We start from the raw sequence: 15099 nt of genomic DNA, 5'->3' as shown, positions 1-15099 counted from the left end.
TCAGCTCTGTGCGCGCGCGGCGTGTGGACGGTACGCCAAGTCGATGACACGCCGGGCGATCAGGTCGGCGGCCTGCGGCCGGGCCAGCGAGCGATTGGCCTCACTCATTCGCCCGAGACCGTCGCGATCCGCCAACAATCGCCCCGCCAACTCCAACAGCGAGACATCGCCGAGACGATTGTCTTCGATCAGGATCGCGCCACCGACCTCGACCAGGGTACGGGCGTTGTGCGTCTGGTGGTCGGCGGTCGCCAAGGGGTACGGGATCAGCACCGCCGGCTTTCCCGCGGCGCAGATTTCCGAAACTGTCAGCGCCCCCGCCCGCGAGATGATCAGGTCGGCGGCGACAAACGCCTCGGTCATGCGGTCGGTGAAGGCAAAGGGGCGCACGGTCCATCCCGTTGCGGCCTTCCCGTTCCAGTCGGCCCCTTGCGCCCCCGTCTGCCACAAAACAACAATCAGACCATCCGGGGTCGGAGTCGACAGACCGCGCGCGACATTCCGATTGATCGCCCGCGCGCCGGTCGAGCCACCGGTGATCAAAACGACACGCGCCTCGTCCTCCAGCCCCCAAGTTCGCCGGGCTGACGCCTGATCGAGTGTCGCCAGGCGTGGATCGATCGGGTTGCCGACCCATTCGACATGCCGCGCCTTGGGCAGATGGTCCCGGCTTTCCGCAAAGGCGGTGAAGGTGACCTCGGCCCGCTTGGCGAGCCATCGTGTCGTCAGACCGGGAATCCGGTTCTGTTCCTGCAGGACATAGGGGACGCCGGCGGCGGCACAGGCATGGATGGGGAAATACGCGGCGTAACCGCCGCAGCCGACGGCGGCGTCAGGATGAAAATCCCGTACGTGTCGTCGCGCCAGACGCGCCGTCCGCAGATTGGCAAAGACCGCGCCGACGTTGCGCCAGATGCGCGAGCGCGACAGACCGCGGGCGGGTAGCCCGACATAGCGATACCCGCGCGCGGTCACGACGCTCTCCTCAAAGCCCCGATCCGATCCCGCGAAGAGAAACTCGGCCCGCGCCTGCCGGCGGGTGATTCCCTCGGCAATACGTATCGCCGGGATCAAATGTCCGCCGGTTCCCCCTGCCGCCATCAGAATTCTCATGCCGTCGCCGTTGCGCCTCAAGCCCTGTTGGGACGCGACCTGTTTCACTCGAAGCCCCTAACCGCACGCCACCCGGAAACGCGACACGTTGAGGACCATGCCCCAGCCAATCGCCGTACACAACAACGAAGAACCTCCATAGCTAACAAAGGGAAGCGGCAGCCCGGTCGAAGGCGATAGCCCGGTCGCCACCGCCGCATTGAGAACGGAGTTGACAAACAGCGAGCCGCCGATCCCGATGCAGAGCAGGTATCCGAAACGGTCGGGGGCACGCATCGCCGCCTTCCAGCCCCGGTATACAAGGAGCCCGAACGCCAGCCAAACCAGCGTGACGCCGGCAAAACCGAGTTCCTCGCCGATCGACGAGAGAATGAAATCGGTGTGCGGCTCGGGAAGATACGACATCTTGGCGCGCCCCTGTCCCAATCCCTGCCCCAGAAGGCCGCCGGACCCGAGTGCGATCTTCGATTGCCGGACCTGATAGGAGCCATCGGCAACGGTTAGTCCGGCCTGCCAGTCGTCGACGCGCGACTTCTTGTAGCCGAACCCATAGACGATGACGAAAGCGGCGACAACGGCAATACTCAGAGCCGGGAGAATATGCCGCCAGCGAATTCCTGCGGCGACCAGCAGAATCCCCGCGGTCGCCCATAGAGTCAGGACCGCCGAGAACTCGGGCTGCAGCATCAGCAAAGCCGACCCGGCCGTCAGAACGGCAACCAACACCCACCAACGACGGAACCAGACGATTTCGTCCCCACGCTTGGCCAGAAAGGCCGCGGCATAGACAACGAAGGCCAACCGGAACCCCTCGGCGGGCTGCCAACTCAATGGACCAACGGTGATCCAGCGATGGACACCCTTAACCGGGGGCAAGAGCAGAACAACGAGCAACCCCGCGAGGCCGGACAGCAGGATCAGCAACGCCCAGAACCGAAACCGGCGATGATCGAGCCGCGAGGAGATCACCAACAGCAGCGTCGCCAAGCCCCACCAGAGTAGTTGACGTGTCCAGAAGAACCCAGGCGCGCCGAACTTGCGGTCGGCAAGCATCACCGATGATGACAGGACCATCACGGTGCCGAGCGACATCAGCGCCATCACGGCGGTCCAAATCAGCCGGTCGGCGGGCGGCACACGGGGACGGCGCCTTTGTCCCGGCTGTTGCGCGGCGGGACTGACCATGGCCAGAATGCCATCGGCGAGGGCACGAGGCCCGGTCATGATCCGCCTCCCGCGTCGCCGGCGAGCTCGGCCACGAGTTGTTTGAACACACGCCCGCGGTGCTCGTAGTTGTCGAATTGGTCGAAGCTGGCACATCCCGGCGAGAGCAGAACGACATCCCCGGGTTGCGCCGTGTCGACCGCGGCGGCGAAGGCATCGGCAAAACGGGGCGCGGTTCGGTAGGGCAGACGCGTTCCCAATTCGACCTCAAGCTTGGGTGCCGCCTTTCCGGTCAGAATGAGCGCACGGGCATGCCGGACCAGATCATCGGCCAATGGCGAAAAGTCGGTCCCCTTGTCCAACCCGCCCATGATGACGACCAGCGGGCGTTCAAAAGAGACGATCGCCTTGGCGACACTGTCGGGATTGGTCGCCTTGGAATCATTCACAAAGGCGACCCCGTTCACGTCCGCGACATGCTCCAGCCGGTGCTCACAACCGGAGAAGTGGATCAACCCCGGCGCAATCTCCTCGGGCATCAGTCCATCGGCCAGTGCCACCGCCACCGCGGCGGCGGCATTGAGGCGATTGTGTTGCCCCGGCGGAATCAATCGCTCTGATCCGGGAATGATGCCGCGTTCAGAACCGGTGTCATACTCCAAGTGCTCATGTGCCAGCCAGACTCCGGGGGGAGGCGTCTCGTGCGACGAGAAGCTCCAACGCCGCCCGTGCCCGGGATGATGCTCGCGATCCCACGTGACGACGACAGGATCGTCGGCATTGAGAACGGCGCAGTCCGCAGGAGTCTGGTTCTCCAGAAGGCGGAACTTCAGCCGCGTGTACTCGGGCATCGAGCCATGACGATCGAGATGGTCCGGCGTGATGTTCAGGACGGCAGCGACATGCGGGCGGAACGTCTCGATGCGTTCCAACTGGAAGCTGGAGACTTCCAGAATGGCACGCTCGTGCGCGGACAACAGGGGAGCGAAATCGGCGAATGCCCGTCCGATGTTCCCGCCGACCTGCGCCTCGCGCCCGGCAGCGGCATAGATCGCTCCCAGCCACGCCGTCGTCGTCGTCTTGCCATTGGCGCCGGTGACGGCCAGAATCGGCGCCGTGGTGAACCAGGAGGCAACTTCGAGTTCCGAGTAAATCGGGATGCCGCGGCCGTGCGCCGCAATGACCAATGGATTGTCGTCCTTCACGCCTGGGCTGACAACGACGAAATCGACACCCTCAAGACAGCCGATGGAATGCACGCCGATCTCATGCGGAATCCCCCGGGCCGTGAGCACGCGGATCGCCGAGGCCAACGCGGTGGCATGGCCGGAGTCGGAGACGAAGACGCGCGCCCTCTTCTCCGCGAGAAGCAGCGTGGCCGCGAGCCCGGACCGGGCCATCCCAACGACGACCGCAGCCGCCCCCTCCACTCGTCTTGGGGATGAAGTGCGGCCGTTGCCGGATGTCGCTCGCTGCGGACGATTCATCGTCGAAAGCACTCGCATCTTCTTACGCGCCTGGGGTGCCTGTCGAAGCAATCCTCGCATCGTCGCGGAAATCTGATGGACCAGGTTCCCCTGCCATGAACCCGCCGCCTGCCGGCATCAACGAATCTTCAGCGTCGACAACGTCAACAGCGCACAGATGGCGCCGATGATCCAGAAACGAATGACGACCTTCGGCTCCGGCCAGCCGAGGAGCTCGAAGTGGTGGTGCAACGGCGCCATGCGGAAGATGCGTTTGCCGGTCCACTTGAAATACCCGACCTGCACAATCACCGACAGCGCCTCGGCCGCGAAGACGCCTCCCAAGATCAACAGGAGGATCTCCTTTTTGGTCAGGATGGCCATCGTCCCCAGCGCGCCCCCCAGCGCCAGGGCCCCGGTGTCGCCCATGAAGACCTCGGCCGGGTGTGCATTGAACCAGAGAAAACCAAGGCACGCCCCCAACGCCGCGGCGCAATAGACGGTCAGCTCCCCGGCTCCCGGCAAATACGTAATGGCCAGATAGCGGGAGAATTGGACGTGACCGGTGACATAGGCGATCCCGGCGAAGGCGATGAACGCAATCCCGCATAACCCGATGGCCAGACCGTCCAGCCCGTCGGTCAGATTGACCGCGTTCGACGTCGCCGCAACCACCAGCAGTACAAAGGGGATGAAAAAGACACCGAGATAGAGCGCCAGGTTCTTGAAGAAGGGGACGTCCGTGCTGGTCGTCGAGAACTCAGACGAGGGCGGCCAAGTGAAGAGCGCGATCCCGAGCCCCAAACCGAGGATCAGTTGTCCCGCCAGCTTCTTCTTGGCGACCAGCCCTTTGTGTTGTTTGCGGACCGCTTTGTAATAGTCATCGATGAACCCGATCACGCCCATCCCGGCGGTGACGACGAGGATGAGCTGGATGTAGCGGTTGGTCAAATCGGCCCAAAGCAGCGTCGGCACGAGGACAGCCAGGAGAACGACCAACCCTCCCATGGTCGGCGTGCCCTCCTTGGCGTAGTGGGTCTTCGGTCCCTCAGGACGGATCTTCTCGCCGATTTGACGCCGTTTGAGCATGGCGATGATCCACGGACCGAACCAGATCGAGATCACCAGCGCCGTAACGACGGCATAGGCGGCACGAAACGTGATATACCGGAAGAGATTGAGCCCCGAGATGAAATCGCGCAACGGATAGAGGAGATGGTAGAACATGGCGTGTCTCCGGATCCGACTCAGCGTGATGGCCGCGGACGCTGCATCAGATGCCCGCGCAGCTTGACGGCAATCTCCTCAAAGGCCTCCGCATGCGATGCCTTCAATAACACGACATCCCCGGGACGCAGGGTTTTGCGCAGGGCGGCCACCGCCGCACCGCGATCCGGTACATTCCGCCACTCCGCCCGGCCCGTTCGCGGATGGAAGGCGCGCGCATCCCGTCCGACGGTGACGACGGCATCGAGGGAATCAGCGGCTCGGCCGACGCGTTGGTGCCAGCGGCGCGAAGACTCCCCCAATTCCCGCATGGCACCGAGGACCGCGATGCGGCGACCGGGCGCGGGCCATCGGGTCAATGAGGCGAGGGCCGCCAGCATCGAGGTCGGGTTGGCGTTGTAGCAGTCCTCAATGACGACCACGCCACCCTCGCGTACGATGCGCGACCGATGCGCCGCGCCGCGCGCGCGACGCAACGATGCGATCATGGCATCGAAGGTGATGCCGAGATGCCTCCCCACCGCAATCGCAGCCAGCGCATTGGGGACGTTGTATTCACCGGCCAACGCCAGCTCGAACCGGTGACGGCGATTGACGCGGAAACGGAGACCGCGCGCGGTCGCGGTGATCTCGTCGGCGAAGAAATCGGCGGCTTGGGCACGATCAACACCATAGGTGACCGTGTGCCGCCGCCAGTGCGCCATCCAACCGCACTGATAGGGATCATCGATGTTGAGAAACGCCGCCAATCCCGGCGACGCGTAGTCGAACAACTCGCGTTTGGCGCGCGCCACGGCGGCCACCGACTTCATCTGCATCAGGTGCCCCGCACCGATACGGGTCACGACGCCCCATGACGGGGCGACGATCCGGGTCAGACGGGCGATCTCGCCGGGTGTGGACATGCCGAATTCGAGCACGCCCAGAGCGCAGGCGGAAACACCGGGAGAGGCATGTCCCAGAATGGCCAACGGGATGCCGATCAGGTTGTTGAAGTTGCCGGGAGACTTGAAAACGCGACCGCGGGATGATAGCACCGCCGCGATCAGCTCCTTGGTTGTCGTCTTCCCGACCGAGCCGGTGACGGCGACATAGCGGGTGGAGAAGGTGCCCCGATAGGCCGCCGCCAGATCGCCGAGCGCGGTCAATGGATCATCCACCCCGATCACCGGCAACGACCAATTGCGCCAGCGGAGCGCTCTGCCCCGCTCGGCGACGATGAGCCCCGCCCCCTGTTTGACGGCAGCGGATACAAACCGGTGGCCATCACTGTTCTCGCCCTGCAGACAGAAGAAGGCATTGCCGGGGTGCAGCGTGCGCGTGTCGACGGAGACGCCGCGCCAGCGTCGCTTCGACAGCGCGGCGTTCGCGAGCACACCCCCCATCACCTGACAGGCCGTCTCGGCGCTCATCCGAATCACGTGCGTTCGATTCTATCGCCACGCGCCCAAGGGCGCGGAAATCTTCGACTCGGCGATGGATCCCCCCCTGGACCCACCGCCGAGCGGGTTACCTCCCACCCCCCCCGGGGGGAGAGACCGGCGGCGTGTACCCTGCTGCCGCCAACGCCTCGGCCGCCTGATCCCGGTCGGAGAACCGATGCCGAACGCCGGCGATTTCCTGCTCTTGCTCGTGGCCTTTCCCGCACAGAAAGACCGCATCGCCGGCTTTTGCATCGGCCACCACACGGGCGATGGCACGGGCGCGATCGGGGTCGCACCACACATGGGACTCCCAAATCCCCGGTGCAAACCCCTTTTTCACATCGGAGATAATCGCCTCCGGATCCTCGGAACGGGGATTGTCGGAGGTGAGGTAAATGCGATCGGCCCACTGCTCGACGGCGTGCGCCATCTCCGGACGCTTACCGCGGTCGCGGTCACCGCCGCAGCCGAAGAGCACAAGCAGCCGTCCGCGCACCAGCGGTCGTGCCGACGAGAGAACCGCATCGAGCGCATCGGGCGTGTGGGCATAGTCGACGAAGACCGGAAACGGCGCGCTCGAAGGAACACGCTCGGTGCGTCCGGAGATGCCATGGAACGTCGCCATGGCGGCGGCGATCGTCGCACCCGGGACGCCGGTGGCGTGCGCCGCCGCCGCGATCGCGGCGAGATTGGCATGATTGAACCGTCCCCACAAGGGGGACGCAAGCGGCCACGATTCGCCGTCGATCACCAAACGCCCGCGTGTCCCGGTCAAGTCGTGTGCCTGGACGTCCAGATGGACGTCGGCATCATCACGGGTGCCGGCATAACGGATCACACGCGCCGCGGCCGCTGCCAGCGCGAATTCCCCGGACACCGGATCATCGAGATTGATCGCGGCGAACGATGTCGGTGCAGTCAGCCGCTCGAAAAAGCGTTTCTTCGTGTCGCGGTAGTCGGCGAAGGTCTTGTGAAAATCGAGGTGATCGCGCGTGAGATTGGTGAAGACACCGCCACGGAAATGCAGTCCCCACACGCGGTCGAGGGCGATGGCATGCGATGAGACTTCCATCGCCACGGTCCGTACGCCGTCGGCGCGCATCCGCGACAAGAATCGATCGAGATCGGGGGCTTCCGGCGTGGTGCGTTCCGCGGGGTGTGACTCGGCTCCCCAGCGATAGGTGACCGTGCCAAGCAGCCCCGCCGCCACACCGGCCGACTCCCAGACCGTCTGCAGCCCAGCCGCGACGGTCGACTTGCCGTTGGTGCCGACGACACCGATCACGTCGAGGGCTCGATCCGGATGCCCAAAGAACCGATGTGACACCTCTGCCATCAGACGGCGGGGATTGTCGGCGACGATGCAGGGCACGGGAAGGCCGAGATCCGCCGTCGCCACGACGGCCGAGGCGCCATTGGCGACGGCATCACGAGCAAACTGCGCACCATCGGTCTTCGCTCCCGGCAGAGCGAAGAACAAATCCCCGGGCTTGACGACGCGCGAATCATAGGCAATTCCACTGACCCGTACCTCGCCATATCCACCGGGAAGGTCGGGAAGCAAACCCGACAGCGCCCGTGTGTGGGCCGGAGAGTTCATCGTAGCGTCAACCGGCATCTGCGGTCCTCTCCAATGGCAACGTCGGGAGCGGGCTCCTGAAGAGCGACCTGACCCTTCCCGGCGATCTCGATTTTGGCGCCCAGCTCGCGCAGCACGTTGAGGGCACTGCGCAGCGGCAGTCCCCGGACATCGGGCCACAACGGTCCTGCGGAATCGCCCGGCAGCGGCCTGGCCGTCGATCCGGCCGACGACATGGATGAGGCGCACGCCAACCAGTGGTCCCAAGCACTTGGACCCGCTGCCGGGGGATCGAGTTCCAGTTCACCCGTGGTCGCGGGCGTGTCCGCCAGGTCGGCCTGGGAGTCGCGTGCCTCCGCCGTGGCGATCAGCGGCCCGACGGCGTCGATGAGGCGCCGCGACCAGCCGCCGGACTGACGACCTGCGGAGTCCTCGCGATCAACACAGTAGAGAACACGATCATCGGTCGGCACCTCCCCGGAGGCGGCGGCGCGGCGGATGGTATTCAGCAGCACCGGGGCCGCGGTGAAACCGCCATAGTGGATCGGCTCCGGCTCATCGAGGACGACCAAGCCCAACACGCGCGGGCGATCGGCCGGATAGAAACCCACGAACGACGCCATGAACTTGTTCTTGTCGTAAGAGCCGGTGACCGGGTTCGGCTTTTCCGCGGTTCCTGTCTTGCCGGCGATGGGATAGAGCGAATCGGAAATCGTCCTGGCGGTCCCCTCGCGCACGACACCGCGCATGAAGTCGGCGAGCAGAGAGGCCACCTCGGGGCGCAGAATCCGGTGCGCCTCGATCGGCGTGGGCCGCACGTCCCCATCGGCGGATTCGGTGGCCGCGACCAGGTGAGGCCGCACGAGGTAGCCGCCATTGGCCACCGCCGCGTAGGCGGCGGCCAATTGCAGAGGCGTTACGGAAATGCCGTGGCCGATCGAGCGCGTGGCGACATTGAACTCGGAGTGCTTCTGCCGGGCAATCCGCCCCTGCGATTCGGCGGGCAGATCAATGCCGGTCTTTTCGCCGAAACCAAAGCGGCGCGCCCAGAAATCGAGCCGCCCCGGCTCCAGCCGGTTGGCGATACGCCCGGTGATGACGTTGCTCGACACCATGAACGCCTCGGAGACGGGAATGACGCCATGGCGCTTGTCGTCGCGGATGGTGCGTCCCGAGAAGACACCGGCCCCCATGCCGCCATCGAAGTGGCGGCCGGGGTAGACGACGCCATCTGAGAGTGCCGCGGCGAACGGCACGACCTTGAACGTCGAGCCCGGTTCAAAAACATCGGAGACGAGACGGCTTTTGAGGATCGGCTTGTCCTTGGGACGGGCGGGATCGACATCGGCCATCGCAAGGATCCCGCCGGTGAAGGGATCCATCAAAAGGGCCATGCCGGACTTGGCGCGCCATTTGTCGACGGCACCGGCCAGTTCCTCAGCGAGAATTGATTGCCAGCGGGCATCGAGGCAAAGGCGTAGTCGGGCACCGGGGACGGGAGGAAATCCTGCCACTGGGTCGAGGACGAAGCGTCGCCCATTGGCATCGGCGAGAAAGCACCCTTCCCCATCGCGACCGGCGAGGACGTCGTTGTAATAGGCCTCCAGGCCGGCGGCACCCGCCATACTGTCATTGACGAAACCCAGAGGACCACCGATGCCCGGGAGAGCGATCGGATGGGCGCGCTCGTACTCCCACGTGGGATAGACGCCAGGAAGCTTCCAACGGTCGATCTGCTCCGCGGTGCCGATGCCGCAGCGGCGCACCATCCAGGTGAAGCGATCGGACCGATCCGCCCACTCACGCGTGAGGCTGCGGTAGCTACAGGCGCGGATCGGGGCAAAGGCACGCGCCAACACATCGAGGGAAGACTCGCGGTCGGGGTAGGCAAAGTAGGAGCGGACGGCCACATTGATGGCCAACAGCCGCCCCTGTCGATCGATGATCTCCCCGCGCGGCGCGGTCAGGCGCACGCGACGATCGCTCTGCCCCAGCGACAACAACGACAGCTCGCGATTGCTCAGCACCTGCAACTGCAGGGTGCGCACCCAGACGACGGTCCACACGCAGGCGGCGATCGCCAGCAACAACCGGCGACGACGCGCAAACGTCACCGCCAGACTGATCTTCCTGCCCCCGCCGACCCTGCGCATCCGATCCTTCGGCGCGTCGCGCCATCTCAATGGAGCAATGTCACAACTCTTCCGACCCGGCGAGCCGCTCCCCGCCCGGTGCGGGAGCACTCGTGTCGCTCACGGCCAGACGATGCCTTTGCTGTCGCGTGGTGGGACGCATCCCCAGTTGTTGGACAGCGATTGATTCGATGCGTTCGCGCCGGGCCAACGCCGTGTTCTCCACCAGCAGATGGTCGCGCAGTCGCGTCAACGCAACGATCCGGCCCTGCGCCCGCTCAACCTCCTCCCCCAGGCGGACAACCGCATAGCGCTGCCAAACCCACGCGGTGGCAATCGCCACCGCCAGAATCCACCATGACGGTCGCAGCAGGCGCAGAGCGCGGATCAGACGATTCTTCATCCGGTCGCTTTCTCTTCAGTCGGACGGTCGCATGTCCAGTTGGTCCGGCAATCGTTCCAGCACACGCATGCGCGCGGCCTTGGCGCGCGGGTTGCGAGCGATCTCGCCGGCGGTCGGTCGGAGTGCACGACGATGGACCAGTCGACCGACAGGGTGGGCGCCGCACATACACCGGCCCCACACCGCAGGACAGCGGCACAAGCGTGACCATTCACGGAAGTGAGACTTGACCAACCGATCCTCCAGCGAGTGGTAAGCGATGACGACCAGCCGCGCCCCCGGCACGAGTCGATCGAGGGCGCTTTGCAGACCGATGGGAATCGCCGTCAACTCATCGTTGGTCGCGATGCGCAAGGCTTGAAACACGCGCGCCGCCGTGCGGCCAAAATCGGACCCCCGCGACCCAACGACCGCAGTGATCACTCGGGTGAGATCAGCGGTCGTGGCGAGCGGTTGTCCCTTCTGCGCGCGGGTTCGGACGATCGCGCGGGCCAATCGGAGGGCATGGCGTTCCTCGCCAAACCGACGCAGGACGTCAGCGATCTCGTCGACCGTGGCGGTGGCCAACCATGCGGCGGCCGTGGCACCATGCGATTGATCGAACCGCAGATCAAGCGGACCATCGAATCGATAGGCGAAGCCACGCGACGGATCATCAAGCTGCAACGAGGAAAGACCGAGATCGAACAGCGCTCCCGAGATTGCCTCAATACCCAGGGCGTGAAAGACCGCCGCCAGATCGCGATAGTCGGCGTGACGCAAAGTCACGCGGGGGCCGAAATGCGCCAAACGCCCCCACGCCTCGCGCAGGGCATCCCGGTCGCGGTCCAGCCCGATCACTCTCCCACTGGTGTGAAGATGCCTGAGAATCAACTCGGCGTGCCCTCCGCCGCCAATCGTTGCGTCGAGATAGATCCCCCCCGGATCGGTGATCAACTCGCTCGCGACTTCCGAGACCATCACCGGCCGATGCCCGGTGACCGCCCCGTCGTCATGCCCTTGACCTACAGCAACAATTTCGAGGCGACCTCCTCGTAACTCTTGCCGAATCCTTCGACATAGGCGTTGAACCGTCCAACCTCCCAGACCTCGATGCGGCGATTCATGCCCAGGACCATCACATCGCGCTTCTCCCCGGTGATCCCGGCGAGCGCAGCCAGTTTGGGTGGGATGATGATGCGATTCTGCTTGTCGGGCTGAAGTTCGGCGGTATTCGCCATCAGCTTTCTCATGAAGAAGTTCGCATTCTCATCGCTTAGCCCGTAGTTGTCGAACTTCTCCATCACCCGTTGCCACTCGGATTGCGAGAGCAGAAACAGGCAGCCATTCAGGCCAAGACACAGATAGCACACTTGCAGATAGTCTTCCGACGCTTGCCGCAGCTTCGCCGGAAGGGTCAGTCTGTTCTTCAGGTCAATCTTGGCGCTGTATGGTCCGATGAACGGCGACATGTCTCTTTCTTGTGTTCAGGCAATACCCTATTAGTCATCGAGTTATGCTACTTTTAGCAACTAACGCTTGAATCTCCGGCATTCCCCTCTTGAAGCTCGTTTGGGGGAACAAACTCCTCTGTTGTTTCAGATCGTTGCCGAACAGTCGTGAGGTGAAGCGATGGGAATGCGATCCCTCCACTTGGCCCCACAATGGCCCATTAAATGGGACATCTATTTCGATGCAAGCGATTTCTCGTATTTCACAGGGAAAATATGCCGGAGTCTACGCTGCCGCACGCTCTGGGGAGATACTCGTTCACGACGGCATGATGATGAATCGTCGCGGCATTCCCATGAGTATGTGGGGCGCAGCCAATACGTTGGTAGCTGGTCGGGCCTCCATTCATGTTCTCGCTTGACGCAGTGAATCACGAAGACGCCATATCATCATGATTCGTAATAACTTGCGAACGCGACGGAATCCGAGCGTTTCCGCGCCTGATGCGGCACTGTCTTTGCGCAACCTCTCGTCGAACCGTGGCTTGGGCCGGAATCGGTTCGCTTGGCGGAGGGGGAGATGGTCCGCGAGATTCTCGCTCTACTCTTTCTTGTTCTTCTCGCGCACTCTTCGATGGTGGCATCCAGCGCTTTTGGCAGCGATGAGATCTTTGAGGTGCGTTATGACCGTCCGGCGCAATGGCGTGAGTCTGATGGCTTCTCTTGGTTGACGGACGAAGGCGACCTGACCGGTCCGGTGGGCGCACCGGCTGTACCGTGGCTTGCGCTTGCTCTTCCGGTGACATGGCAGCCGGAAACCGCATGGACAGTCACAGTCGTTGCGGCGGACACGTTTTCAGTGCCTGCCCCTCTCGCGCCACAGCAGCCGGATGTCAGGACAGATGAGAACGGCGTTCAGCCGGAGTGGGTTCTCCCCGACAGTCAGGTCTATGGCATCGACGAGTGGTTCCCCCCGTGCAATGTGCGCTGGGAGACGCGGGGTCGCTTTGACGGGACGACGGTGACGGCGTTGTCATGGAGTCCGTATCGCTACAACCCGACCCGTCGGCAGTTAGTCGTCATTCGACGTGCCCTGATCTCCCCTATCCGGTCGTTGCCGGGTCAGTCGACCCGACGTGACACGATCGCGGCCACGGATGCGTTGGTCGCGCACGTGATTGCGGCGGGCAATAGCGACAACGGCGGTGGGCCGTTCACATCTCCCGGCACGCCACAGGCCCCTGGCTGGGTCTATCCCAGCGATCCACCATTGGGGGTGGAGTATGTCGTGGTGACATCCGCGGCGTTTGTCCAGAGCTTGCGCCCTCTCGTGGAGTGGAAGGCGCGGCGGAGCATCAATGCCGGTATTGCCACGGTGGAGGCGATTGTATCGTCGTATCCGGCCGTCGATGCGGCCGCAGCCATCCGGGAGTATGTCCGCGCCGCTCACACGAGCGGACTGACGTGGGTGCTGTTGGCCGGCGACGAGACCATTGTGCCGATCCGCTACGCCTACGCGGAGCTGGAACAGTACACGGGCGACCTTCACCAGAATCAGCTATGCGATCTGTACTTCGGGGAGCTGGACGGCGATTGGGACGCCGATGGCGATGGCATCTACGGGGAGTACTTCGACGACCACGCCGAGTTGTATCCTGAAGTCTATGTCGGACGTCTCCCCTTCGCCGATGCCGCGCAGGCCGCCGCGATGGCCGACAAGATCATCGCCTATGAGCGCGGCCCGGATCAGGGCGACTACCTGACCCGTTCATTGAGTGTCTGCGCGGATCAGATGCGCGATTGGTCGGGCGGCGTCGGGCAGCACACCCTGGTGGCCGCCGTCATGCCTCCGGCATGGTCGAACGACGTGACCACGATGGTCGAAAACCCCTCCGGCAGCGATCCGTCACCGTCCAACCCAGACGGACCGACTTTCCCATCGCTGGTCGCGCAGGGGTTCGGCTGGGTCAATTACTACGTGCATGGTCGTACCGACGGGTTCATCGTCCGTTCATCCGGGATTCTCGGCTGGCCGATGACGAGCGTCAACACGTTTGGGACCGACGGCGACGGGAACGGCCATCTGAATCTCTCGGGGATTTCCCCGTACCCCGGAATCCACATTTCGGCGGCCTGCGATCAGGGGGCGATCGATCTGGATACGCCCGAGTACGGCGCGCAGGGCCCGGCGGTGTCGCAGCGCCTGATGTCCCTGTCCGAGGGAGGCGCGGTGGCGTTCATCGGGCAGTCACGGTGGGGGTGGGTGGCGACATCGTACAAGCTGATCAAGCGGTTCTATGAATGCGTCAACACGGACAGCATTCCCAACCACATCGGCATCTACCAAACCCTGGCCAAGGTCGTATTCCCGTCGTACCGGGATCTCATCTATGGCAATAATCTGTACGGAGATCCGGAAATGCCGGTCTGGAAGGCCGCGCCACAGCCGTTGGAGGTCAGCGCGCCTTGGACGTTCACGCCGGGGCCGGCGACATGGTCGATTGAGGCATACAATGGCCCCGGCCCGGTGGCGGGGGCGCTCGTGACGTTGGCCGTGGGGGACAGTGTTTGGACGGTGGGGCAGACCGATGTGCACGGACGACTGCTGCTCGAATTGGCGCTGCCGTTTGCCACAGAATTGATCCTCACTGTTGCCAAGAGCGGGCACAGAATCTGGGTCGACACGCTGCCGATCTCGATCATCGCCGATGCCGGGGGCGACTCGTCGCGTACTCAACCTGCCTTCACATTCGCGCCGAACTTTCCGAACCCATTCAATCCCTCGACGGAATTGCGTTTCTCGCTCGGCGCCGATGGTCCGACTCTCCTGTCGGTCTTCGATGTACTGGGACGGCGGTTGTGTCAGCTCGTGGACGGAACTCTCATGGCCGGGCAACACACAATCGAGTTCGGTGGAACCGATGATCACGGTCGCGCACTGGCCAGCGGGGTCTATTTCGCCCGGTTGGAATCGGGCGGGCGTACGCTTGTGCGGAAGATGGTGTTGTTGCGGTAGACAGAGGCCAAGAAGTACCTATCAACATCACGCTACTTGCTCAGAAAGACACAGCAGATCCCTCGCTTCGCTCGGGATGTCAAGCTCTGGAGGAGCGGGTCAGGTGCCCTGTGCATCCGACAAGACCGCAGGAGCCCAGGGCTCC

General features: G+C 63.9%; 11 protein-coding genes. 1 reads left to right on the top strand and 10 read right to left on the bottom strand.

The genetic code is table 11. From position 1 onward, the window contains the following. From AB1792_01005 to AB1792_00960, 10 genes are all read right to left on the bottom strand, one after another. Nucleotides 1–1101, bottom strand: a complete 1101-nt coding sequence (locus AB1792_01005) for a UDP-N-acetylglucosamine--N-acetylmuramyl-(pentapeptide) pyrophosphoryl-undecaprenol N-acetylglucosamine transferase (GenBank protein ID MEW5700794.1) — start codon at nucleotides 1099–1101, stop codon at nucleotides 1–3. A 69-nt stretch (nucleotides 1102–1170) separates the two neighbouring features. Continuing rightward, entirely contained in the window at nucleotides 1171–2337 is a 1167-nt protein-coding gene (locus AB1792_01000) for an FtsW/RodA/SpoVE family cell cycle protein (GenBank protein MEW5700793.1), read from the bottom strand. Continuing rightward, nucleotides 2334–3764 carry a UDP-N-acetylmuramoyl-L-alanine--D-glutamate ligase gene (gene murD / locus AB1792_00995; GenBank protein ID MEW5700792.1) on the bottom strand — a complete coding sequence of 477 codons (1431 nt, stop codon included), beginning with the start codon at nucleotides 3762–3764 and terminating at the stop codon, nucleotides 2334–2336. Before murD ends, AB1792_01000 begins: the two co-directional genes overlap by 4 nt. 117 nt (nucleotides 3765–3881) lie before the next feature. Further along, complete coding sequence (mraY, locus tag AB1792_00990; GenBank protein MEW5700791.1) at nucleotides 3882–4970, bottom strand: phospho-N-acetylmuramoyl-pentapeptide-transferase; 1089 nt, start codon at nucleotides 4968–4970, stop codon at nucleotides 3882–3884. A gap of 20 nt (nucleotides 4971–4990) precedes the next feature. Further along, the gene (murF, locus tag AB1792_00985) at nucleotides 4991–6382 is read right to left on the bottom strand and encodes a UDP-N-acetylmuramoyl-tripeptide--D-alanyl-D-alanine ligase (GenBank protein MEW5700790.1); all 1392 of its coding nucleotides are present in this window, start codon (nucleotides 6380–6382) and stop codon (nucleotides 4991–4993) included. A 97-nt stretch (nucleotides 6383–6479) separates the two neighbouring features. Continuing rightward, on the bottom strand, nucleotides 6480–8012 hold the full coding sequence (locus tag AB1792_00980; protein ID MEW5700789.1) for a UDP-N-acetylmuramoyl-L-alanyl-D-glutamate--2,6-diaminopimelate ligase: 1533 nt from the start codon (nucleotides 8010–8012) through the stop codon (nucleotides 6480–6482). Continuing rightward, the gene (locus AB1792_00975; GenBank protein MEW5700788.1) at nucleotides 7991–10126 is read right to left on the bottom strand and encodes a penicillin-binding transpeptidase domain-containing protein; all 2136 of its coding nucleotides are present in this window, start codon (nucleotides 10124–10126) and stop codon (nucleotides 7991–7993) included. The genes AB1792_00980 and AB1792_00975 overlap by 22 nt, the downstream gene beginning before the upstream one ends. 40 nt (nucleotides 10127–10166) lie before the next feature. Next, entirely contained in the window at nucleotides 10167–10508 is a 342-nt protein-coding gene (locus AB1792_00970; protein MEW5700787.1) for a cell division protein FtsL, read from the bottom strand. Between the two features lie 15 nt (nucleotides 10509–10523). Then, complete coding sequence (rsmH, locus tag AB1792_00965; protein ID MEW5700786.1) at nucleotides 10524–11471, bottom strand: 16S rRNA (cytosine(1402)-N(4))-methyltransferase RsmH; 948 nt, start codon at nucleotides 11469–11471, stop codon at nucleotides 10524–10526. Nucleotides 11472–11512: 41 nt separating this feature from the next. After that, complete coding sequence (locus AB1792_00960) at nucleotides 11513–11959, bottom strand: hypothetical protein (GenBank protein ID MEW5700785.1); 447 nt, start codon at nucleotides 11957–11959, stop codon at nucleotides 11513–11515. A 559-nt stretch (nucleotides 11960–12518) separates the two neighbouring features. Between AB1792_00960 and AB1792_00955 the strand changes: the two genes are divergently transcribed. Then, nucleotides 12519–14954, top strand: coding sequence for a C25 family cysteine peptidase (locus AB1792_00955; protein ID MEW5700784.1), 2436 nt, complete (start codon nucleotides 12519–12521; stop codon nucleotides 14952–14954). The last annotated feature ends 145 nt before the right edge of the window (nucleotides 14955–15099 follow it).

The sequence above is a fragment of the Candidatus Zixiibacteriota bacterium genome (assembly GCA_040752595.1).
GTDB lineage: Bacteria > Zixibacteria > MSB-5A5 > WJJR01 > WJJR01 > JACQFV01.
This window is presented reverse-complemented; position numbering and strand designations above follow the sequence as displayed.

What these genes read in the sequence shown, in the direction of transcription:
- AB1792_01005 (MEW5700794.1), bottom strand. Translation starts at nt 1,101, where the DNA reads ATGGCGGCAGGGGGAACCGGCGGACATTTGATCCCGGCGATACGTATT.
- AB1792_01000 (MEW5700793.1), bottom strand. Translation starts at nt 2,337, where the DNA reads ATGACCGGGCCTCGTGCCCTCGCCGATGGCATTCTGGCCATGGTCAGT.
- murD (MEW5700792.1), bottom strand. Translation starts at nt 3,764, where the DNA reads ATGAATCGTCCGCAGCGAGCGACATCCGGCAACGGCCGCACTTCATCC.
- mraY (MEW5700791.1), bottom strand. Translation starts at nt 4,970, where the DNA reads ATGTTCTACCATCTCCTCTATCCGTTGCGCGATTTCATCTCGGGGCTC.
- murF (MEW5700790.1), bottom strand. Translation starts at nt 6,382, where the DNA reads ATGAGCGCCGAGACGGCCTGTCAGGTGATGGGGGGTGTGCTCGCGAAC.
- AB1792_00980 (MEW5700789.1), bottom strand. Translation starts at nt 8,012, where the DNA reads ATGCCGGTTGACGCTACGATGAACTCTCCGGCCCACACACGGGCGCTG.
- AB1792_00975 (MEW5700788.1), bottom strand. Translation starts at nt 10,126, where the DNA reads ATGCGCAGGGTCGGCGGGGGCAGGAAGATCAGTCTGGCGGTGACGTTT.
- AB1792_00970 (MEW5700787.1), bottom strand. Translation starts at nt 10,508, where the DNA reads ATGAAGAATCGTCTGATCCGCGCTCTGCGCCTGCTGCGACCGTCATGG.
- AB1792_00960 (MEW5700785.1), bottom strand. Translation starts at nt 11,959, where the DNA reads ATGTCGCCGTTCATCGGACCATACAGCGCCAAGATTGACCTGAAGAAC.
- AB1792_00955 (MEW5700784.1), top strand. Translation starts at nt 12,519, where the DNA reads ATGGTCCGCGAGATTCTCGCTCTACTCTTTCTTGTTCTTCTCGCGCAC.